The 20,994-nt window shown below is 73.0% G+C and carries 22 protein-coding genes, 1 tRNA gene and 2 pseudogenes; 10 read left to right on the top strand and 15 right to left on the bottom strand.

Annotated elements, in window-relative coordinates:
• Window positions 1-3 precede the first annotated feature (3 nt).
• Genes AB0E85_RS10640 through AB0E85_RS10650 form a run of 3 tightly spaced genes read right to left on the bottom strand, consistent with a single transcriptional unit; the run spans window position 4 to window position 2,994 of the window.
• Window positions 4-903: a thiamine pyrophosphate-dependent dehydrogenase E1 component subunit alpha gene (locus AB0E85_RS10640; RefSeq protein ID WP_361924732.1), complete on the bottom strand. Its 900-nt coding sequence runs from the start codon at window positions 901-903 to the stop codon at window positions 4-6.
• A complete protein-coding gene (locus AB0E85_RS10645) occupies window positions 903-2,300 on the bottom strand; it encodes a Xaa-Pro peptidase family protein (protein ID WP_361924735.1) in 1,398 nt (465 codons plus the stop codon). Before AB0E85_RS10645 ends, AB0E85_RS10640 begins: the two co-directional genes overlap by 1 nt.
• A 52-nt stretch (window positions 2,301-2,352) precedes the next feature.
• Window positions 2,353-2,994 carry a cupin domain-containing protein gene (locus tag AB0E85_RS10650; protein ID WP_361924737.1) on the bottom strand — a complete coding sequence of 214 codons (642 nt, stop codon included), beginning with the start codon at window positions 2,992-2,994 and terminating at the stop codon, window positions 2,353-2,355.
• Window positions 2,995-3,315: 321 nt separating this feature from the next.
• Here AB0E85_RS10650 and AB0E85_RS10655 point away from each other — a divergent pair, with 321 nt between their 5' ends.
• The 8 genes and pseudogenes from AB0E85_RS10655 to AB0E85_RS10690 all read left to right on the top strand — a co-directional run.
• Window positions 3,316-3,492 (top strand): hypothetical protein, encoded by a 177-nt coding sequence (locus tag AB0E85_RS10655; protein ID WP_361924739.1) that lies wholly within the window; start codon window positions 3,316-3,318, stop codon window positions 3,490-3,492.
• Window positions 3,493-3,683: 191 nt separating this feature from the next.
• Window positions 3,684-4,107, top strand: a pseudogene (locus AB0E85_RS10660) (response regulator transcription factor).
• A 110-nt stretch (window positions 4,108-4,217) separates the two neighbouring features.
• Entirely contained in the window at window positions 4,218-5,033 is an 816-nt protein-coding gene (locus AB0E85_RS10665) for a hypothetical protein (RefSeq protein WP_361924741.1), read from the top strand.
• 148 nt (window positions 5,034-5,181) lie between these two features.
• The gene (locus tag AB0E85_RS10670) at window positions 5,182-5,994 is read left to right on the top strand and encodes an SAM-dependent methyltransferase (RefSeq protein WP_361924743.1); all 813 of its coding nucleotides are present in this window, start codon (window positions 5,182-5,184) and stop codon (window positions 5,992-5,994) included.
• Between the two features lie 47 nt (window positions 5,995-6,041).
• The gene (locus AB0E85_RS10675; protein ID WP_361924745.1) at window positions 6,042-7,445 is read left to right on the top strand and encodes a glutamine synthetase family protein; all 1,404 of its coding nucleotides are present in this window, start codon (window positions 6,042-6,044) and stop codon (window positions 7,443-7,445) included.
• A 1-nt stretch (window position 7,446) separates the two neighbouring features.
• On the top strand, window positions 7,447-8,586 hold the full coding sequence (locus AB0E85_RS10680; protein WP_361924747.1) for an amidohydrolase family protein: 1,140 nt from the start codon (window positions 7,447-7,449) through the stop codon (window positions 8,584-8,586).
• A gap of 85 nt (window positions 8,587-8,671) precedes the next feature.
• The gene (locus tag AB0E85_RS10685) at window positions 8,672-9,199 is read left to right on the top strand and encodes an NUDIX hydrolase family protein (RefSeq protein WP_361925033.1); all 528 of its coding nucleotides are present in this window, start codon (window positions 8,672-8,674) and stop codon (window positions 9,197-9,199) included.
• Window positions 9,200-9,232: 33 nt separating this feature from the next.
• A pseudogene (locus AB0E85_RS10690) lies at window positions 9,233-9,448 on the top strand (glycoside hydrolase); the annotation flags it as partial.
• Window positions 9,449-9,657: 209 nt separating this feature from the next.
• Here AB0E85_RS10690 and AB0E85_RS10695 read toward each other — a convergent pair.
• Window positions 9,658-9,731: transfer RNA gene (locus AB0E85_RS10695), tRNA-Pro, on the bottom strand.
• A gap of 132 nt (window positions 9,732-9,863) precedes the next feature.
• Here AB0E85_RS10695 and AB0E85_RS10700 point away from each other — a divergent pair.
• On the top strand, window positions 9,864-10,568 hold the full coding sequence (locus AB0E85_RS10700) for a transketolase (RefSeq protein WP_361924749.1): 705 nt from the start codon (window positions 9,864-9,866) through the stop codon (window positions 10,566-10,568).
• Window positions 10,569-10,595: 27 nt separating this feature from the next.
• Complete coding sequence (locus tag AB0E85_RS10705) at window positions 10,596-11,507, top strand: transketolase C-terminal domain-containing protein (protein WP_361924752.1); 912 nt, start codon at window positions 10,596-10,598, stop codon at window positions 11,505-11,507.
• A gap of 13 nt (window positions 11,508-11,520) precedes the next feature.
• Here AB0E85_RS10705 and AB0E85_RS10710 read toward each other — a convergent pair whose 3' ends face one another.
• From AB0E85_RS10710 to AB0E85_RS10760, 11 genes are all read right to left on the bottom strand, one after another.
• Window positions 11,521-11,877, bottom strand: a complete 357-nt coding sequence (locus AB0E85_RS10710; protein ID WP_361924754.1) for an MmcQ/YjbR family DNA-binding protein — start codon at window positions 11,875-11,877, stop codon at window positions 11,521-11,523.
• A 30-nt stretch (window positions 11,878-11,907) separates the two neighbouring features.
• On the bottom strand, window positions 11,908-12,390 hold the full coding sequence (locus tag AB0E85_RS10715) for a GNAT family N-acetyltransferase (protein WP_361924756.1): 483 nt from the start codon (window positions 12,388-12,390) through the stop codon (window positions 11,908-11,910).
• Window positions 12,391-12,431: 41 nt separating this feature from the next.
• A complete protein-coding gene (locus tag AB0E85_RS10720) occupies window positions 12,432-13,004 on the bottom strand; it encodes an XRE family transcriptional regulator (protein WP_361924758.1) in 573 nt (190 codons plus the stop codon).
• A 46-nt stretch (window positions 13,005-13,050) separates the two neighbouring features.
• Entirely contained in the window at window positions 13,051-13,953 is a 903-nt protein-coding gene (locus AB0E85_RS10725; RefSeq protein ID WP_184852357.1) for a LysR family transcriptional regulator, read from the bottom strand.
• Window positions 13,954-13,989: 36 nt separating this feature from the next.
• On the bottom strand, window positions 13,990-15,183 hold the full coding sequence (locus AB0E85_RS10730; protein ID WP_361924761.1) for a glycine C-acetyltransferase: 1,194 nt from the start codon (window positions 15,181-15,183) through the stop codon (window positions 13,990-13,992).
• 36 nt (window positions 15,184-15,219) lie between these two features.
• A complete protein-coding gene (gene tdh / locus AB0E85_RS10735) occupies window positions 15,220-16,248 on the bottom strand; it encodes an L-threonine 3-dehydrogenase (RefSeq protein ID WP_361924763.1) in 1,029 nt (342 codons plus the stop codon).
• Between the two features lie 180 nt (window positions 16,249-16,428).
• Window positions 16,429-17,001 (bottom strand): GAF domain-containing protein, encoded by a 573-nt coding sequence (locus AB0E85_RS10740; protein ID WP_361924765.1) that lies wholly within the window; start codon window positions 16,999-17,001, stop codon window positions 16,429-16,431.
• A gap of 61 nt (window positions 17,002-17,062) precedes the next feature.
• Window positions 17,063-17,692: an ATP/GTP-binding protein gene (locus AB0E85_RS10745; protein ID WP_361924767.1), complete on the bottom strand. Its 630-nt coding sequence runs from the start codon at window positions 17,690-17,692 to the stop codon at window positions 17,063-17,065.
• Window positions 17,670-18,041, bottom strand: a complete 372-nt coding sequence (locus tag AB0E85_RS10750) for a DUF742 domain-containing protein (protein WP_359630657.1) — start codon at window positions 18,039-18,041, stop codon at window positions 17,670-17,672. The genes AB0E85_RS10745 and AB0E85_RS10750 overlap by 23 nt, the downstream gene beginning before the upstream one ends.
• Window positions 18,042-18,043: 2 nt before the next feature.
• The gene (locus tag AB0E85_RS10755) at window positions 18,044-18,475 is read right to left on the bottom strand and encodes a roadblock/LC7 domain-containing protein (protein WP_031135180.1); all 432 of its coding nucleotides are present in this window, start codon (window positions 18,473-18,475) and stop codon (window positions 18,044-18,046) included.
• 68 nt (window positions 18,476-18,543) lie between these two features.
• Entirely contained in the window at window positions 18,544-20,787 is a 2,244-nt protein-coding gene (locus tag AB0E85_RS10760) for an ATP-binding protein (RefSeq protein WP_361924770.1), read from the bottom strand.
• Window positions 20,788-20,994 lie beyond the last annotated feature (207 nt).

Consider the following 20,994-nt stretch of genomic DNA (forward strand, 5'->3'; position numbering starts at 1 on the left):
TTTTCACTGCCCGCAACGCTTCCGGTCATGCACATCGACACGATCACCTCGCCCGAACTCGAATGGCAGCAAGAGGCGTTGTGCGCGCAGACGGGTCGACGACCGGGCCAACGGGTCGTGCTTCAGCCAGCGTTCGACCTCCTCGGGCGGGCGGTAGGACGCCGGGTCGGCGCGGCTGTGGCCGTAGTGCCGGTACGTCTCGGCCTCCAGCACGGCGGGCCCGTCTCCGGCCCGGGCCCGCCGCGCGAGCCGCTCCACCGCCTCCTCGACCGCGACGACGTCGTTGCCGTCCACGACCTCGCCCGGGATGCCGTGGGCGGGGGCCCGGTCGGCGGCGGGGCGGGGCACGGCCGTGACGTCGGCGATCGGCGTGTACTCCATGTACAGGTTGTTCTCGCACACGAACAGCACCGGCAGCTTCCACACGGCGGCCAGGTTGAGCGACTCGTGGAAGGCGCCGATGTTGGTCGCGCCGTCGCCGAAGAAGGCGACCGCGAGCTGCTCGGTGCCGCGCAACCGGGCCGACCATCCCGCGCCCACCGCCATCGGGAGATGGGAGCCGACGATGGCGTACGAGCCGAGCATGCCGGTGGCCGCCTTGGTCAGGTGCATGGAGCCGCCCTTGGCCTTGCACAGCCCCGTCGCCCGGCTCATCAGCTCGGCGAGGCACTCCTCGGGGGTGGCGCCCCGGGCGAGGGCGTGGTGGTGGCCCCTGTAGGTGGCGAACACATAGTCGTCCGGGCGCAGGGCGGCGCTCGCCCCCACGGCGATCGCCTCCTGCCCGGCGGCCAGGTGCGTGGTGCCCTTCACCAGGCCCCGCAGGAACAGGTCGTGAGCGGCCTTCTCCGTGCGGCGGATGACGTTCATCCGCTCGTACCGGTCGAGGAGCGCGGCGGCGTCCATCAGCGGTCCCGGCCGGTCGTCCGCGGGCGGTCCGTGGTGTGCGCGTGTGAGCGCTCGCCTCCGTCCGCCCGCGCACGGTCCCCGGTGTTGAGGTGGGACTGCGCCTCGCGCCGGGTGTTCAGCTCGCCGCCCACCGTCCAGTACTTGCGCCCGGCCACCAGCAGTTCGTCGGCGGGGAACTTGGTGATGACCTCGCAACCGTCGGCGGTGACGACCAGTTCCTCCTCGATCCGGGCGGCGGACCAGCCGTCGGCGGCCGGCCAGTACGTCTCCAGGGCGAACACCATGCCCTCTTCCAGGACTTCGGGGTGGTCGAGGGAGACCAGCCGGCTGAAGATCGGCTTCTCCCAGATCGACAGGCCGACGCCGTGGCCGTACTGGAGGGCGAATGCCGCGGTCTCGTCGGCGAAGCCGAACTCCTCGGCGCGCGGCCACACCCGGACGATGTCGGCGGTGGTCGCACCGGGCCGGACGAGCGCGATCGCCTCGTCCATGTACGCGCGGCAGCGCACGTACGCGTCCCGCTGCGCCCGCGAGGCGCTGCCCACGGCGAACGTGCGGTAGTAGCAGGTGCGGTAGCCGAGGTGGCTGTGCAGGATGTCGAAGAACGCCGGGTCGCCGGGGCGGATCAGCCGGTCGCTGTAGACGTGCGGATGCGGTGAACAGCGTTCGCCCGAGATGGCGTTGACGCCCTCGACGTACTCGCTGCCGAGGTCGTAGAGGACCTTGCTGACCACGCCGACGCACTCGTTCTCGCGCACGCCCGGGCGCAGGTACCCGTACAGCTCCTCGTACGCCGCGTCGACCATGGCGCAGGCCTGGGTGAGCAGGGCGATCTCGTCGCCGGTCTTGATGCGGCGGGCCTCCAGGAAGACCTGCTGCCCGTCGACGACGTCGATGCCCTCGGCGCGCAGCGCGGCGAGGACCGGCATCTCGGCGACGTCGACGCCGAGGGGTTCGCCCGCCAGCCCGTGCTCGCGCAGCTCGGCGGCGATCTTGGCGGCCACGTCCTCGGCGATCCCGGCGTCCGGGTGGAAGGCGCCGCGCAGGGTGGAGATGCCGGCCCGGGCTCCGGTGGGCGGGCCACCCTTGCCGTCGCTGTAGTCGAGCCACGGGTTGTACAGCTGGTGGTGGCGGGCGGCGGAGCCGAAGTCCCAGACGACCGGTTGTCCGTCGCGCACCAGCAGGGCGAAGCGGATCAGCTTGTCCATGGCCCAGGTGCCGATGTGGGTGGCCGTCATGTAGCGGATGTTGGCGAAGTCGAAGCCGAGCACCGCGCCCAGGCCTGAGCGGTTCAGGGACTCGTGCAGCCGGGCCAGCCGCTGCCCGCGCAGCCGGTCCGGGTCGATGCGCTCTTCCCAGTCGACGGCGTTGGGGCCGTATGTGCGGATCGCCATGGCGACCACCCCCACTCCGGAGTGAACGCCCGTGTGCGATGGGTGTCAAGTGTCACTGAACATCGCCGGACACGAACCAGACGCCCACCGCCGGTACCTCTCCATCGTTGCGGTAGCGGTGGGGTGTCGTCGACTCGAAGCAGACGGAGTCGCCCGGCCGCAGCGTGTACTCCTCGAATCCGAGGGTGAGGACCAGCTCACCGGAGGTGAGGTAGCCGTACTCCGTGCCCGGGTGCCGCATCAGCGCGCCGGAGCCGGAGGAGGAGCCGCCTGGCCGGTACGTCACCAGCAGGAAGCCGGTCTCCGCGCCCGGCACCCGCCCGAGGCGCTCCCACACGACCCCCGAGTCCAGCTCCAGCGTCTCGCGCCCGCCCGCGCCGACCAGCGGCCCGATCCGCCGCCCCGGCTCGGCGGCGAGGGCGGCCAGGGCATGCGGCACGGTGCCGGGTGCCGCCTCGGGCGAGGACGCGACGGCGCTGTCCCGGATGTCGAAGAGGGACTCGACGGAGATGCCCAGGGCCGTCGTGATGGCATACAGCGTGCTGACCGACGGCTGGCTCTTGCCCGTCTCGATCTGCGACACGAGACTCGGCGACACACCGACCTGACGGGCCAGCGCGCGCAGGCTCGTACCGCGCTCCAGACGCGCCTGCCGGATGCGCGCGCCGAGGGGCGGTACGACGGCGGCGGACACGGGCGGCTCCTCTGCTCGGGCGGTGTGCGCAAGGCGTGCAGCCTCATTGAACAGCGGACGGAGGTCCCGACGCCAGAAGTCCAGCCGCCCCTGCTTCCCCGCCGGGAACACCGCTCGCCCCTGCCACCCCGGTCCCCCTGCCCTGGTGGCCGTCGGGGCGGTCGGCACGCAGCTGCCGGCCGGCACCGAGTCCACCAGCGAGCTGGACCGGCACTCCTCGGTGACGGTGGGCGGTCACCGGGTCCTGGCGGCGGACATCGTCGCGGGCCGCACCGCGAGCAGGTACCACGCGCTGCCTGGCTCGGCGGGAAGCTCACGGACGTGTCCTGCCCGACCGGTCCGAAGGCGGTGGCCGTGTCCTGCCCGACCGCTCCGAAGGCGGTGGCCGGGGCGATGATCACCTGCACCGGCAGGGGCGGCGAAGAGCGGGACGTCGACATCCCCGTGCGCGTCGTCCGGGCCGACAGCGGCTCCGTCACCCGGACGTCCGGGCGCTGACCCCGCCCCCGTCATCTCGACGTCCGGGCGCTGACCCCGCCCCCCGTCACCTCGACGTCCGGGCGCTGACCCCGCCCCCGGTTCCCCTGAGACGTGATCGACCCATGACGCCCCCCGTCCCGCCGGGCCCGGCCGGCGCCGCCCCCCGCTCCGGCGGTCCCAGCCGGGTGCTCATCGCGGACGACCAGGACATGGTGCGCACCGGGTTCCGCTTCTTCCTCGACGCCCAGCCGGACATCACCGTGGTCGCCGAGGCACGCGACGGCGAGGAGGCCCTCGCGCTGGCCCGCAGCGAGCGGCCGGACGTGTGCCTGCTGGACATCCGGATGCCGAAGCTGGACGGCCTGGAGGCGACCCGGCTGCTCGCCGGCCCCGGCGTCGCCGACCCCCTGCGGGTGGTCGTGGTCACCACCTACGACGACCGAGCGGGAACTGGACGTCGTGCGCCTGGTCGCCCTCGGCCGCACCAACGCCGAGATCGCGGCGGAACTGTACGTCTCCCTGTCCACGGTCAAGACGCACCTGTCCAGCGTCCAGCTCAAGCCGGCCGCCCGGAACCGCGTCGAGATCGCGGCCTGGGCCTGGCAGAACGGGCAGGCCCGGCCCGGAGCGTGACCGCCGGGCACCCCCGGCGGCGCTCACCCGAACGGTCCGGCGCCGGTGGTGGGCTCCCGGCGCCGGTGATGCGCTGAGGACACGCGTCACGTTCCCAGGAGGCACTCCCGATGACCCGTCGTCCGTCCCGGCTCGTCCGCGTTCTCTCCCCCGCCCTGGCGGCAGGCACGCTGCTGTGCACCGCCGCCTGCTCGGACGACGGCGGCACGGACGGCTCGCGCGTCCGGGGCGTCACCGCGTCACAGGTCGCGGGACAGCGGCAGACCCCCTCTCCCACCGCCACCCTCTCCACGGACGGCGCCCGGACCGCGCTGATCACCGAGGCGGACATCGAGGACGACTGGACGCAGGTGAAGGACACGGAGGCGGAGAACTGGCACGACAGCCTGCTCATCGGCACCGTCGACGTCTCCGACTTCCTCACCGCCAAGGCCCAGGCGTCCGATTGCCAGCGGCTCCTGGACTCGCTGTTCGACGACGATCTGCTGGGCAGGCCCTCGGGCGCGTCCGAGCTGCGCGGCTTCCAGCAGGGCGACTCCCGCCTGCTGTACCAGGTCGCCTCCTACGACCGGACCGACCCGCAGGACTCCCTGAACTGGCTGGGCACCCTGCCGGAGAAGTGCGACCAGTTCACCGTGACCGACGGCAGCGAGAAGCGCACCGTCCAGGTCATCGAGATCTCGCTGCCCAAGGTGGGGGACGCCCGTCAGGGGCTGCGCGTGACGGTGCAGGGCTCAGCCGGCGGCGACGACGCGACGCTGACCCTGGACGTCGCCGCCGTGCGCGTCGGGGACGACGCGATCACCGTCACGGCGGGCGGGCTCGACGGGGACGAGAACGACTCCGCGCAGCAGGCCGTGCAGCAGGGCACCCAGCGGCTCAAGGACGTCCTGGCCGGGAAGTCGCCCGCCCCGAGCCCCAACTGAGCCGTCCCGGACGGCGATCGACTCCCTGCGAGCCGCCGGCGCCGACCGCCGTGCCCGCTCCGCCGATTCCCGGGACAGCGTGATCATCGGAGCGGCACAATGGCGGCGACGACCGGTTGCGGTCGGGCGGGCGAGGAGAGGACGCGTCGTGAGTGATGGCCACACCCCTTCGGGAGGGTCGGCGAGACTGAACACCGGTGTGGCGCACAACGCCCGCGTGTGGAACTTCTGGATCGGCGGCAAGGACAACTACGAGGTCGACCAGCAGGTCGGCGAGCAGGTCGCCGGCATGTTCCCGGTCATCCGCGACATCGCCCGGGCGGACCGGGACTTCCTCGGCCGGGCCGTGTCGTTCCTCGCCGCCGAGCGCGGAGTGCGGCAGTTCCTCGACATCGGCACGGGACTGCCGACGGCGGACAACACCCACGAGATCGCCCAGCGGCTCGCGCCCGACTCCCGCATCGTCTACGTCGACAACGACCCGATCGTGCTGGTGCACGCCCGCACCCTGCTCACCGGCACCCACGACGGTGTCACCGCCTACATCGACGCCGATGTGCACGATCCGGACGCCATCCTCGAACGGGCGGGGCACACCCTCGACTTCACCCGGCCCGTCGCCGTGATGATGCTCGGCATCCTCAACTTCGTCCTCGACGTCGAGAAGGCCCGTGACATCGTGCGCCGGGTGATGGCCGCGGTGCCGTCCGGCAGCTTCCTCGTCCTCACCCACCCCACCTTCGACGACGAGCTCGGCGGCGCGGGCCAGATCCCGGCCATGAAGTTCTGGAACGAGAACGCCACTCCTCCGATCACCGCCCGCAGCGGCGCGGACATCGCCGCGTTCTTCGAGGGCCTTGAGGTGCTCGAACCCGGCATGGTGTCGTGCGGGCAGTGGCGGGCCGAGCCCGGAGCGGGCGTGCTGGTGCCGCAGTACGGCGCGGTGGCCGTGAAGCCCTGACGGCGCCGCCTTCGCCGGAGAGGAACCAGGACAACCGCGGAGGACGTATGACCACCCTGGCCGATCCCGTACCCGGCGGCCGTCCCGGCGATGTCGAGCGGGCCACCGCGCTGAGCGGCGAGCTCGCCGGCCGGGGCGTGCACGGTGTGGTGCTGGCCTACGTCGACACCGCGGGCATCGGCCGGGTGAAGACCGTTCCGACGGCCCGGCTCGCCGCCGCGGCAGCCTGGGGCGTCGGCATGTCGCCGGTGTTCGACACGTTCCTGGCGAACGACTCCATCGTCACCACCGACGTCCTCGGCTCCCCCGACGGCGATCTGCGCCTCTACCCGGACCTGGACCGGCTCGTCGTCCTGGCCGGGCAGCCCGGTTGGGCCTGGGCGCCGGTGGACCGCGTCACCCAGGACGGGCAGCGGCATCCCGGCTGCACCCGCACGTTCCTGCGCCGCACGGTCACGGAGGCGGCCGAGCGGCACGGCCTCACCTTCAGGGCCGCCATCGAGGTCGAGTGGACCGTGGCCCGGGGCGACGCCCCCGGCGACACGTTCGTGCCCGCGACGACCGGCCCGGCGTACGGGGCGGCCCGGCAGGTCGAGCTGGGCGATTACACCGCCGACGTGCTGGCGGCGTGTGCGGCCCAGGGCATCGACGTCGAGCAGGTCCATCCCGAGTACGCGGCCGGGCAGTTCGAGATCTCGGTGGGTGCCGTCGACCCGGTCGCGGCGGCCGACCGCAGCGTGCTCGTCCGGCAGACCGTGCGGGCGGTGGCCCAGCGGCACGGATTGCGGGTCTCCTTCGCTCCGGCCGTCGTGGGCCGGGGCGTCGGCAACGGCGGGCACGTCCACCTGTCCGCATGGCGTGACGGGGTCAATCTGCACGCGGGGGGCGGGGGCAGGTACAGCATGACGGCCGAGGCGGAGTCGCTCACGGCCGGCGTCCTCGCCCACCTGCCCGGTCTCACGGCCGTCACCGCCCCGAGTCCCGCCAGCTATCTGAGGCTCAGGCCCTCCCAGTGGGCCGGCGTGTTCACGGCCTGGGGCCGTGAGACCCGGGAGACGGCGCTGCGCGTCGTCACTGGCACCGCGGGCCTGCGCGACCGGGCGGCCAACCTGGAGATCAAGCCCGTCGACCTGGCCGCCAACCCCTACCTCGCGATCGGCTCCCTGATCGCCGCCGGGCTGGACGGCCTGACGTCGTCCGCCGCCCTGCCGGACGAGACCACCGGCGATCCGGCCGGCCTGGGCGAGGCGGAGGCGGCCGCCCGGGGTGTGCGGCGGCTGCCGGTGTCGCTGGAGCGGGCCGTCGAGGAGTTCCGCGCGGACGACGTCCTGCGGGCGGCCCTCGGCCCGGTCCTGGCCGACGCGGTGATCGCCGTGCGGCGGGGAGAAGCGGCGTCCGTGGCCGGGCTGGACGACGACCGGGTGGCGGCGGCGTACCGCTGGAAGTACTGACATGGGAGCGGTCCGCGAGGCGCTCGACTCCGTGCGGCTGGTCGACCACCACTGCCACGGCACCGTCACGGCCGACCTCGGCCGTGAGGCCTTCGAGTCCCTCATCACGGAGGGTGAGGTGTGGCCGGGCGTCTCGCCCTTCGACAGCCCTGTGGGCGTGGCCGTGCGCCGTCACTGCGCTCCGCTGCTCGACCTGCCCCGGCACGCCCCCGCGGAGGAGTACCTCGCCCGCCGCTCGGATCTGGGCTGGCGCGAGGTGCAGCGCCGCTTCCTGCGCGCCGCGCGCACGGACGTCTTCTGCGTCGACACCGGCTACGTCCCCGAGCAGATCACCACGCCGGGTGACATCGCGGCGGCCGCGGGCGGGACGGCGTACGAGGTCGTACGGCTGGAGGGCGTCGCGGAGTCGGTGCGGGCCGCCGGGGTCGAACCGGCCGCGTACGCCACGGCCTTCGGTGCGGCCGCGCTGGAGGCCGGGCGGCGGCCCGGCGTGGTGGCCGTGAAGTCGGTGGCGGCCTACCGCACCGGCTTCGGTCTCGACCCGGCCCGCCCCTCGGACGCGGAGGTCACCGAGGCCGCCCGGCACTGGCTCGCACGGGGCGGGCGTCTGGACGACCCGGTCCTCGTACGGCACCTGCTGTGGACGGCCGTCGACCTGGGCCTGCCGCTCCAGCTGCACACCGGGTTCGGCGACAACGACATCCGGCTGCACCGCGCCGACCCGGCCCTCCTCACGGACTGGCTGCACCTCACCGCCGGCACGATCCCCGTCCTGCTCCTGCACTGCTGGCCCTACCAGCGACAGGCCGCCTACCTCGCGGCGGTCTTCGAGCAGGTGTACCTCGACGTCGGCCTCGCCCTGCACTACGTCGGTCCCGCCCGGGCCGGTGCGGTCCTCGCGGAGGCCCTGGAGATCACACCGTTCCGCAAACTCCTGTACAGCTCCGACGCCTACGGTGTGCCCGAGTTCCACCACCTCGGGGCGCTCGCCTTCCGGCAGGGCCTGGCGGGCCTGCTCCAGGAGCGGGTGGACGCCGACGAACTGGCCCTGCCGGACGCACTGCGGTTCGCCCGGTGGGCGGGGCGGGACAACGCCCTGCGGGTCTACCGGCTGGAGACCGAAGGGCCGGAGGACGATTGAACAGGCGTGTGGCCGGTCACAGTTCTCCAGGAGCGGCTACCCAGGAAGTCCGAACGGCTGAAAGTATGATCAAGCAATGTCTGACATGACCGAAACCACGCCCGGCTGGCTGACCTCCGACGAACTGGAGATGACACGCGCCCGCATGCCGATCCTGTACGTCGAGGCCGTCCCGGTCCGCGTCGACGACAGCGGCGAAGTCACCAGTGTCGGCCTGCTGCTGCGCATCGGGCCGGACGGTACGGTCAGCCGGACGCTCGTCTCCGGCCGCGTGCTGCATCACGAACGCGTCCGCGACGCCCTCCTGCGCCATCTGGAGAAGGACCTCGGCCCGGTCGCGCTGCCCCGGGTCCCGGCGTCGCTCCAGCCGTTCACGGTCGCGGAGTACTTCCCCACTCAGGGGATCACGCCGTACCACGATCCGCGCCAGCACGCGGTGTCCCTCGCCTACATCGTGCCGGTGTCGGGCGACTGCCGGCCCCGGCAGGACGCCCTCGACCTGGTGTGGTTCAGCCCGCAGGACGCCGTCTCTGAGGCGGTGCAGAGCGAGATGCCGGGCGGGCACGGGGTGCTGCTGAAGCAGGCGCTGGCGCATGCGGGCTGCATGATCTGACCGTCCCGGACGGTCGGGAAAGGACCTCCGCCGATGCGGCTTCCCGACATGCCGCTGCACGACCCGTTCGTCGTCGCCGACGACGCGACGCACAGCTACCACCTGTACACGTCCGACGTTCCCTCGGTGTCGGGTGTGGGCGGCACCGGCACGATGGTCTACCGCAGCCGTGACCTGCGCGACTGGACGCCGCCGGTGGTGGTCTTCCTGACGGCCGGACAGGAGGGAATCCGGGCCACGGACGGCGCGTGAGCGCCGGAGGTGCACGCGTGGGACGGCGGGTACTACCTGTTCAGTACGCCCGCGGCAAGCCGTACGAGATGCGGCTCGACGGCCATGAGCTGGAGGTCGTGCGCCGGCGCGACGACCTGGACGGTGGTGGCTGACGCCGGCCGACCACTTCCCCTGAACGCGATCAGCGGGTCTGCCGATATCGGCAGACCCGCTGATCGATGCTGTCGGGACGACAGGATTTGAACCTGCGACCCCTTGACCCCCAGTCAAGTGCGCTACCAAGCTGCGCCACGTCCCGTCGCCCGTCTGACCTGGGGATTCCCCCGGCCGAACGTGCAGGGAAACAATACCGCACTCGCACCGCTGATCGCGCATCCGTTTCCGGGACGTGCTTGACCTCAAGCTTGGTTGAGGTTGCACGCTCGTCGTCATGACCGACACGACGCTGACGCACACGTACACCTATGCCGATCTGCCGGGGCTGATGGGCCTGATGACCGGCGACGAGAAGCACGGCCCGGCCGCGACGTCCACGCTGGACGTGCTGTGGGTCCTCTACGACCGCGTGCTGCGGGTGAGCCCGGAGGGCCGGCAGGACCCGGGGCGGGACCGGTTCCTGCTGTCGAAGGGGCACGGACCGATGGCGTACTACGCCGTACTGGCCGCCAAGGGGTTCCTGCCGGTGGAGTGGCTGCCCGGCTTCGGCTCGTACGACTCCCCGCTCGGCCACCACCCGGACCGGACGCTCGTGCCGGGGGCCGAGATCGGCAGCGGATCCCTGGGCCACGGGCTGCCGATCGCAGTCGGCACGGCCCTGGGGCTGCGCGCCCAGGGGCTCGACGAGCCGCGGGTGTGGACGCTGATCGGGGACGCGGAGCTGGACGAGGGCAGCAACCACGAGGCGATCGCCTTCGCCGGGCCCGCCGGGCTCGACCGGCTGCACACCGTCGTCGTGGACAACTCCTCCGCCACCTACGCGCGGCCCGGCGGGATCGCCGCCCGCTTCGAGGCGGCGGGCTGGTCCGCGCTGACCGTCGACGGCCGTGACCACGACGCCCTGTACGCCGCCTTCACCGCCCCGCACCCGGGCCGCCCGCACGTGGTCGTGGCCCGGGTCGAGCCGAAGTCCGCCTGAGCACCACAGCGAAAGGAACCCCTTCCCATGGACACCATGCGTGACCGTTTCGCCCCTGTCGTCTCCCGGCTCCTCGACGAGGACCCCCGGGTCGCCGTGGTCCTGGCCGCGATCGGCACGGACGGCTTCGCGGGGGCCGCCCGCCGCCATCCCGGCCGGGTCGTCGACGTCGGCATCCGCGAGCAGCTCCTGGTCGGGGCGGCGGCGGGGCTGGCGCTGACGGGGCTGCGGCCCGTCGTGCACACCTTCGCCAGTTTCCTCGTGGAGCGGCCCTTCGAGCAGGTCAAGCTGGATCTCGGGCACCAGGACGCGGGGGCGGTGCTGGTGAGCGCCGCCGCCTCCTTCGACTGGCCGGCCGGGGGCTACACCCACATGGCGCCGGGCGACGTGGCGCTGCTCGACACCCTGGACGGCTGGACCGTCCATGTGCCGGGACACCCGGACGAGGCCGAGACGCTGCTGCGGCACGCGGTCGCCGCGGGGGACGACAAGGTGTACGTCCGCCTGTCCGTGCAGTCCAACGGCCGGGCCCTGCCGGTCGACGGGGAGCGCTTCCATACCGTCCGGGAGGGGCGCTCCGGTGTCGTGGTCGCCGTCGGGCCCATGCTCGACGCCGTCCTCGCCGCCACCGAGGGGCTGGACGTCACCGTCCTCTACGCCACCACCGTCCGCCCCTTCGACGGCGCCGCCCTGCGGCGGGCCACCGAGAGGGCCGGGACGGACGTCGTCCTCGTCGAGCCCTACCTGGCGGGCACCTCGACGGCCGCAGCGAACGACGCACTGGCGGATGTGCCGCACCGGATCCTCGGACTGGGCGTGGGCCGTCGCGAGCTGCGGCGGTACGGGCAGCCGGAGGAGCATGTCGCCGCCCACGGTCTCGACGCCCGGTCGCTGCGGGAGCGCATCGGGGGCTTCGTCGGAGCGGCCGTGCGGGTGTGAGACCGGGCGGGCGTCACTGCGCCGGCAGGCCGAGCCGGGGGTGGGCGTCGAGGAGCCGGGTCGGGGCCGCCTGGCGCCAGGAGTCGGCGAGGATGTCCCGCAGCTCGCCCTCGTCCTCGATGGCTTCGAGCCGGGCCCGCACCCAGGCGAACTGGGACTCGTGGTCGGCGATCCAGAACTTCCCCGGCTCGGCGAGCACCAGTTCGTCGCGCTCCTCCTTGGGGCAGCGCACGGCGATGGAGGTCTCGTCCTCCGGCAAGGTGGCGAACATCTTGCCCGCGACGCGGAACGTGGGCATGTTCCAGGCGATCTTCTCCGTCGTGTCCGGCAGGGACAGGGCGATCCGTCGTACGTCTTCGGCATCCGGCATGGCTGGCACGGTATCGGCTCCCACCGACAATCACCTGGTGAGAGCTGCTGCCGGTACGTGCTTGTAGTAGATCGTCGTCGGGCGCAGCACTCCGCCCGGGTCCGCCGCGTAGTCGGGGATCGCGCCGGCCGGGGTCCAGCCGGCGGACCGGTACAGCCGCTCGGCGGGGCTGCCGGTCTCGGTGTCCAGGTGCAGGAGGGTGATGCCCGCCGCCGCGGCGGCCTCCTCCGCCGTGGTCAGGAGCCCGCGGCCGAGGCCGCGCCCGCGGGCGTCCGGGTGCACCATCAGCTTCACGAGCTCGGCGCGGTGACGGCTGTTGGCCTTGTAAGGAAAGGCCAGGCTCACCGTGCCGAGGGCCCGGTCCCCGTCGAGCGCCGCCCAGACGGCGAGCCGCCCCGCCGCGACGTCCTCGGCCCGGTCCTCCCACCAGGACAGGGCCTGCGCGCTGCCGAGCGGGGCGAGGAAGCCGACCGAGGCACCACCGTTCACGGTGCCGGCCAGCAGATCCGCCAACTCCCCAGCGTGTTGCAGTAGTTGTGCTGCGTCCAGGAGGATCACGGCCGCACCACCGCCAGCAGGTACCGGACGCCCTCGGGAGCGGCGCACCGGAACCGGGTCGGGCCCCACACCCGCATCCGCAGGCAGTCCCCGGTGGCGAGGTGGTGTTCGGTGTCCTGCTCGGTCACGTCGAGAGCCCCTTCCAGGATCCAGATGTGCTGTTCGAGACCGGCCACGGGCGGACGGTCGTAGGCGAGGTCGGCGCCGGGTGCGAGGCGGGCCTCGACCAGTTCGCCGCGCAGGGCGGGGTGCGGGGGTGACACGGACCGCCGGACGAAGCCGGACGTCCTGTCCTGCCAGACGGGCTGCCCGGCGGAGCGGAGCACGGCCTCCGGTTCCGCCTCGACCTCGCTGAGCAGCTGGGACATGGTGCGCCCGTAGACGGCGCACAGGCGGTTCAGGAGCGATGCCGTCGGGCTGGTCTCCGCCCGCTCGGCCCGCGACAGGGTGGACCGGCTCACGCCACTGCGCTCCGCCAACTCGCCCAAGGACCAGCCGTGTTCGGTCCGCAGCTCGGCCAGGCGTGCGCCCAGCCGCGCGTCGACGGGGTCCGTCTCGTCGTTTCCCATATCCGGGACGCTATCCCGGATATGAGACGGAGGTGTTACGGGCCGCTCACACCCGGGCCGCGGCGCCGAGCGCGTCCAGCACCGGGCGGATGAGGGGGTGCTCCTCGGCTCCCCTGCGGACGGCGGCGAAGACCCGGCGCGTCGGGGCCGTTCCGTCGACGGGGCGTACGACCACCCCGGTGAGGTCCATGCCGCGCAGCGCCGAGCGCGGCACCAGGGCGACGCCCGCGTCGGCCGAGGCGAGGGCGACGACCGCGCGGAAGTCGTCCGAACAGTGCTCCATGCGGGGCTGGAAACCGGCGTTCTCGCAGGCCAGGATGACCACGTCGTGGCAGGGGTTGCCGGGGTACTGGCCGATCCACGGGTCCTTGGCCAGGTCGGCGAGCGGCACCTCGGCCGCGTCGGCCAGGCGGTGGGTGACCGGGACGACCGCGTCGAAGGGCTCGGCGTACAGCGGGACGTGGGTCAGGCGCGGGTCGTCGGCGGGCGGCGCCCCGCGGTACTCGACGGCGACGGCGACATCGACCTGCCGGTCCAGCACCATCGGCAGGCTGGCGTCGCCCTCGGCGTCCTGGACGCGGATGCGGATCCCGGGCGCCGACCGGGCGAGGCCGGCCACGGCGGGCGCGACGACCAGGGCGATGCCGGTGGCGAAGGAAGCCACCGTGACGGTGCCGGCCGCTCCGGAGCTGTAGGCGGCGAGCTCGGCCTCGGCCCGCTCCAGCTGGGCGAGGACCGCGTTGGTGTGGTTGAGCAGGATCTCACCGGCGGGGGTGAGCCGTACGCCCTTGGCGCCGCGCTCGACGAGCCGGTGGCCGGTCTCCTGCTCCAGGGCGGCGAGCTGCTGGGAGACGGCCGACGGGGTGAGGTAGAGCGCGGCGGCAGCCGCCGTCACCGTACGGTGGTCGGCCACCGCCCGGAGGATGTGGAGCCGCCGCGCTTCGATCATGCGATCGATTGTCTCAAATGCACCGGGTGCTGCGGGTCAGCCCTCCAGCTCGGCCCGGGCCGCCACGAAGGCGTCGACCGCGCGGTTGACGTCGTCCGTGGAGTGCGCGGCCGACAGCTGGACGCGAATCCGGGCCTGGCCCTGCGGCACCACCGGGTAGGAGAAGCCGATGACGTAGACGCCGCGCTCCAGCAGCAGCTCCGCCATGCGGCCGGCGACCGCCGCGTCACCGATCATCACCGGGGCGATGGCGTGGTCGCCGGGGAGGACGTCGAAGCCCTCCTCGGTCATGCGGCGGCGGAACAGGGCCGTGTTCTCGGCCAGCCGGACGCGCAGGTCGTCCGCCGCCTCCAGCAGGTCGAGGACCTTCAGGGAGGCCGCCGCGATCACGGGGGCGAGGGTGTTGGAGAACAGGTACGGCCGGGAGCGCTGGCGCAGCAGGGCGACGATCTCGGCGCGGGCGGCGACGTAGCCGCCGGAGGCGCCGCCGAGTGCCTTGCCGAGAGTGCCGGTGACGATGTCGACGCGGTCCATGACGCCGTGCAGTTCTGGCGTGCCCCGGCCGCCGGGGCCGACGAAGCCGACCGCGTGGGAGTCGTCGACCATGACCATCGCGTCGTAGCGGTCGGCGAGGTCGCAGATCTCGCGCAGCGGGGCGACGTAGCCGTCCATGGAGAAGACGCCGTCGGTGACGATCAGGCGGCGGCGCGCGTCGGAGGCCTCCTTGAGGCGGGCTTCCAGCTCGGCCAGGTCGCGGTTGGCGTAGCGCAGCCGGCGCGCCTTGGACAGGCGGATGCCGTCGATGATGGAGGCGTGGTTGAGCGCGTCGGAGATGACCGCGTCCTCCGGGCCGAGCAGGGTCTCGAACACGCCGCCGTTGGCGTCGAAGCAGGAGGAGTAGAGGATCGTGTCCTCCTGGCCGAGGAAGGCGGACAGGCGCGCCTCCAGCTCCTTGTGCACCTCCTGGGTGCCGCAGATGAAGCGGACGGAGGCCATGCCGTAGCCCCAGCGGTCCAGGGCCTCGTGGGCGGCGGCGACGACCTCGGGGTGGTCGGCGAGACCGAGGTAGTTGTTGGCGCAGAAGTTGAGGACCTCGCCGGGACGGCCGCCCGCGGTGACGCCGACGGTCGCGGACTGCGGGGTGCCGATCACTCGCTCGGGCTTGTGCAGGCCGGCGGCGCGGATCTCGTCGAGGGTGGCGCGCAGGTCGTCGCGCACGGAGTCGAACATGAGGGAAGCTCCTAAGGTGCTTACGGTGGCAGGGAGTTACGCGGTCCAGTCGAGGATGACCTTGCCGCCGCGGCCGCTCGCCGCGTCCTCGAACGCCGCCTCGAAGTCGCGGTGACCGTAGCGGCCGGTGATGACGGGCGCGAGGTCCAGGCCGGCCTCCAGCAGGACCGACATGGCGTACCAGGTCTCGAACATCTCGCGGCCGTAGATGCCCTTGATGGTGATCATCGAGGTGACGACGCGGGACCAGTCGACGGGGAACTCCTCGGCGGGCAGGCCGAGCATCGCGATCCGGCCACCGTGCGTCATGTTGGCGATCATGTCGCGCATGGCCTCGGGACGGCCGGACATCTCCAGGCCGATGTCGAAGCCCTCGCGCAGTCCGAGCGTGCGCTGCCCGTCGGCGATGCCGGAGCCGGAGACGTCGAGCGCGAGGCTGACACCGATCTTGCGGGCCAGCTCCAGCCGCTCCGGGCTGACGTCGGTGATCACGACGTTGCGCGCGCCGGCGTGCTTGGCCACCGCGGCGGCCATCAGGCCGATGGGGCCCGCGCCGGTGATCAGGACGTCCTCGCCGACGAGCGGGAAGGACAGCGCGGTGTGCACGGCGTTGCCGAACGGGTCGAAGATCGCGGCCACGTCGAGGTCCACGGGCACCCGGTGCACCCAGACGTTGGCGGCGGGCAGGGCGACGTACTCGGCGAACGCCCCGTCCCGGCCCACGCCGAGACCGACGGTGGCCCGGCACAGGTGCCGGCGCCCGGCCAGGCAGTTGCGGCACTTGCCGCACACCAGGTGGCCCTCGCCGCTGACCCGGTCGCCGATGCCGATGTCGGTGACGTCGCGCCCGGTCTCGACGACCTCGCCGACGAACTCGTGCCCGACCACGAGCGGGGTGCTGATCGCCTGCTGGGCCCAGCCGTCCCAGGCACGGATGTGCAGGTCGGTGCCGCAGATGCCGGTGCGCAGCACCTTGATGAGGACGTCGCCGGGCCCGACGGTGGGCTCGGGGACGTCCGCGAGCCACAGCCCGGGTTCCGCCTTCTGCTTGACCAGCGCCTTCACCGCTACGGCTCCTGGGGGTGAGTCCCGGCTCCGGGCACTCCGAAGGAACCCCTGGGCCGGGAGAGGAGTGGGATCGCAGTGCAATCTGCCGCACGGCGGCCGACCGGTCCATCGAGGATTTCTTAAGCGCCGCCTCAGCTTTCCTTCACGCCCTCGGGGTTCCCGCGGGAAGCCCGGGCTTCAGTAGGGCGGCAGGCCGTCCCGGCTCTCCAGTTCCGCGACGAGCAGCGCGGCGTGCTCCTTGATCGCGGTCAGCCCGGGCTTCCCCCAGGGGCGCGGTTCGACGTCCGCGACGCTGACTGTGCCCAGCACCAGGCCGGTGCCGTCGAGGAGCGGCGCCCCCAGGTAGGAGCGGATGCCGAACTCGTCGACCACCGGGTTGCCCGCGAACCGCGGGTAGTCGCCGACGTCCTCCAGGACGAGCGCCTTGCGGCGTGCCACCACATGGGGGCAGAAGCCGTGGTCGCGGGGCAGGGAGCGGCCGAGGCGCGGGCTGGTGCCGTCGCTGCGCACCACCGGCGCGATGGCCGGCACGCACAGGCCGGCGTAGAACTGCCCGTGCTCGTCGGGGAGGTTGACCATGGCGTACGGCGCCCCGGTGAGCTCGGCGAGGCGGTGTGCGAAGGCGTCGAGAGCGGGTTCGGGGCGCTCCCCCAGATCCAGCCGGCGCAGACGGCGGGTGCGGGCGGGAGCCTCCTTGTCCTCGGGTGTGAGCAGCAGACGACCGGCCGGGCGTGGCGGGTCGTAGGTCATGGGCGAGCTCCTGGGCTGTGGGCTTGCGTCATATATGAACTCCGTGGCGGGTGTGAAGGGGTCACATGTGGGCGCCGTACTCCGTTGCAGGGGCCGGGGTATGGGCGATGAGATGGCGTACCAGAGTCAGCAGGGTCTGGACTCCGGAGCTGGAGATCCGCGCGTCGCAGCACACGACCGGAACGTCAGCGGACAGGTCCAGCGCGCCGCGCACCTCCTCGGGGTCGTAGCGGTAGGCGCCGTCGAACTCGTTGACGGCGATGATGAATCCGAGGCCGCGCTGTTCGAAGAAGTCGACGGCGGCGAAACACTCCTGGAGCCGGCGGGTGTCGGCGAGGATGACCGCGCCGAGTGCGCCCTCGCACAACTCGTCCCACATGAACCAGAAGCGCTCCTGTCCGGGCGTGCCGAACAGGTACAGCACGTGTTCCGGGTCGAGGGTGATGCGGCCGAAGTCCATGGCCACGGTCGTCTCGACCTTGTTCTCGATGCCGTCGAGGTTGTCGGTCGCGGCGCTGACGGTGGTGAGCAGTTCCTCCGTGCTGAGCGGCGCGATCTCGCTGACCGCGCCGACGAAGGTCGTCTTGCCCACGCCGAACCCGCCCGCCACCAGGATCTTCAGCGCGGTGGGGAACGGGTCGGCGCCGTGGCCCGGTCCGTCGGTGTAGTCAGAGCTGTCGTCGTAGTCCATCGAGCACTGCCTCCAGAAGGGCCCGGTCCGTCGGGTTGTGGTGGAACGCGGGGGGCTTGGTGGTCAGCGCCCCGCAGTCGACGAGGTCCGCCAGCAGCACCTTGGTGACGGCCACCGGCAGTTCGAGATGGGCGGCGACCTCCGCGACGGCGACGGGCACCCGGCACCGTTCGAGCGCCTGCGCGTGTTCGGGGCCCAGATAGCCGAGGGGGGTCGCCCCGGTGGCCATCACCTGCGACACGAGGTCGAGCGCGACGGTCGGACGGGTGCGGCCGTTGCTGACCGTGAACGGCCGTACCAGCCGCCCGGCCGCGTCGTCGAGCCAGGGCCCGTCACCGGCCGCCGTCACGCTCAAGGCCTCATCGCCGGGGATTCGACGGACTGCCGGGGTGCGGTCACCAGGTAGGGGCGGACGCTCTTGACCAGCATGGCCATCTCGTAGCCCAGCACGGCCGCGTCGGCCTCGCGGCCGGCGAGCACGGCCAGGCAGGTGCCGGAACCGGCGGTGGTGACGAACAACAGGGTCGAGGCGAGCTCGACGACGACCTGCCGCACGTCGCCCCCGTCGCCGAAGCGGACGCCGGCGCTGCGGCCGAGTGAGTACAGCCCGGAGGCCAGGGCGGCCATGTGGTCGGCGCTGTCCGGGTCGAGGCCGTGCACGGATTTCACGAGGCCGTCGCAGGACAGCAGCACGGCGGCACTCGTGTGCGGTACGCGCTGTACGAGGCCGCTCATCAGCCAGTCGAGATCGGAAACATGGGCGGTCGGCGCATCGCTCGCCATGGTGGATCGACTCCTTGGGGTACGAAGGTCTGCGGGAGCGCTGGGGGTGGGGGTGGGAAGGGGGGTGGTCATCCGGCGGGTGCGCTCCCGTCCTGCCGGGTGGTGGTCGTGCGGTGGTCGGAACGGGACCCGGAGGCCGGCCTGGTCGAGGGGGACGGCTCCGAGGGGAGCGCCTCCAGGTGGACCGGACGGACGGGCATCGGGTCCCGGTGTGCGGGCCCTGTGGAGGCCGGGTCCACGCGGGCGGAGTCCATGTGGGCCGAGGCCATGTGTGCGGAGCCCATGTGGGTGAGGTCCGTGGAGGTGGGGTCCGTGTGGATGGGGTCCGTGTGGATGGGGTCCGTGCCGCCCCACTCCGTGTTCCGGGCCTCCAGGTTCTGCTGGGCCTCCGCGAGGCTGATGCCGCGCTGGAAGGCCGCCATCAGTCCGGGGTCGTGGCCCACGAGGTGTTCGGGATCCTGACGTGGCGTCGGGCCGTCACGCAGCTGGGGCACGATGTGCTCCTGGGCGCGGCGGCGGGGCAGTTGGGGCTTGCCCATGGTGCCGCGCACGGTGCCGTTGCGTGGGGTCGGCGGCTCGGTGACGTTCTCGGCGAGGGTCCGCCGGTCGTCGGGACCGATGCCGGGCCGTGCCTCGGCGGGGGTGGGACGCTCCCGACGGGCCCCGCGCACGGGCAGGGGCGCGGGCCGGCCGCCTTGCGCACTCCCGCCCGGGCCTGCTTCGGATTCCTGCTCGTGCCCTCGGGACGCCGAGGGTGAGGAGAGCGGGGCGGAGGGTTCGGCCCCGGACACGGGCAGCGGCACGGACGAGATCCCGAAGTCGGCGCCCTCGGCCGTGGATTGCCCGCGGGACGTGCCCGGACCGGTGCTGGTGCCAGGGCGGCTCGCGGTCCCTCTCGGCCCGAGCAACCCGGCCTGCCCGGAATGCCCGGAATGCCCGTCCGCCCGCAGCGGCGCGGCTGGACGATCCGTACCGCTCGCTCCGGTCGCTCCGGTCGCTCCGGTCGGGCCGCTTGCTCCGGTCGGGCCGATCGCTCCGGTCGGGCCGATCGCTCCCGCCGCCGGCTGCCCCGCTCCCCCGGGCGTCCCCGCCCCCGGCTCCGCTCCCAGCAGCGCCTGCGGCACGACGAGCACCGCCTGCACTCCGCCGTAGATGTTGGTCTGGAGACGGACGGTGATGCCGTGCCGCCGGGCGAGCTGGGAGACGACGAACAACCCGATGCGGCCGTCCGCGAGGAGCCGGGCGACGTTCACCTGGTCGGGGTCGGCGAGCAGCGCGTTCATCCGCGTCTGCTCCTCCAGGGGCATGCCCAGTCCGCGGTCCTCGACCTCGACGGCGAGCCCGGAGGTGACGAGGTTGGCGCGCAGTAGGACCTGCGTGTGCGGGGCGGAGAACACCGTGGCGTTCTCGACGAGTTCGGCCAGGAGATGGATGACGTCGGCGACGGCGTGGCCGCGCAGCTGCCCGTCGATCGGCGGCACCAGTTTGACCCGCGAGTACTGCTCGACCTCGGCGATCGCCGAGCGCAGCACCTCGGTCATCGAAACCGGATTGCTCCACTGGCGGCGGGAGACGGCCCCGCCGAGCACGGCGAGGTTCTCGGCGTGGCGGCGAATGCGGGTGGCGAGGTGGTCGACGTGGAAGAGCCCCTTGAGCAGGTCGGGGTCCTCCATCTCGTTCTCCAGCTCGTCGAGGATGGAGATCTCGCGGTGCACCAGCGACTGAAGGCGCCGGGCGAGGTTGACGAACACCTCCAGCTTCTGTTCGCTGCCGGCCTGGCTGGAGAGCTGGGAGGCCTGCACCACGGCGGTGACGGCGCCGTCGTGCGCGCGGGACAGGTCGACGGAGAGGAGGTCGAAGTCGTCGGCGTCCTCGGCGGGGCCTCCGGGCCGGCTCTGCGGTGCGAGTGGGGGCGGCCCGTCGCCGCGACGCAGCGTCTCGACGAGGGTGCGCAGGTCGGCCTCGCGCCGGGCGGTGCTGCGGCGCAGCGCACCGATGCGGTCGCGCACGGACCGGGCGGCCCGGTTGGCGGCGACCGCGGCGACGGCGATGCCGACGAGGGCCACGAAGACGGCGCCGCCGAGCACGGCCCCCAGGGTGAGGCCCGGCCGCGCTCCGGTGGAACGCACGGTGAACAGGACGGCGGCGCAGCCGCTGAGGGCGACGGCTACCGGGGGCAGCACCGCGAGACGCAGCAGCTGGGGCCGTATGTGGGTCTCGGGCAGCGCGGTTGCGGTGCGGACGGCGGGCCGTCCGTGCCGCCCGCCCTCACGGCGGTCTGCGCGTGCGGCCGGAGCGCGGAGGTGAGACATCGGTGTCCTCGTACTGGTCCGTCGGGCCTGGCTGCCAGGGGGGCTCGCGGGGGTGCGTCCGGGCTCGCGTGGCCGCTTACGCGCCCCCCGTGCCATACGCCCGGACTCCCCTCGCTTCCGGCCGGCCGCGGGGTCACCGGGGCCGGCGTGCCGGCCCGGGCCGCGGACCCCGGCACCACGAGCGCCGGCCGCGGCCATGCCCGCGCC

It is taken from the genome of Streptomyces sp. NPDC029044 (genome assembly GCF_040637495.1).
Taxonomy (GTDB): Bacteria; Actinomycetota; Actinomycetes; order Streptomycetales; family Streptomycetaceae; genus Streptomyces.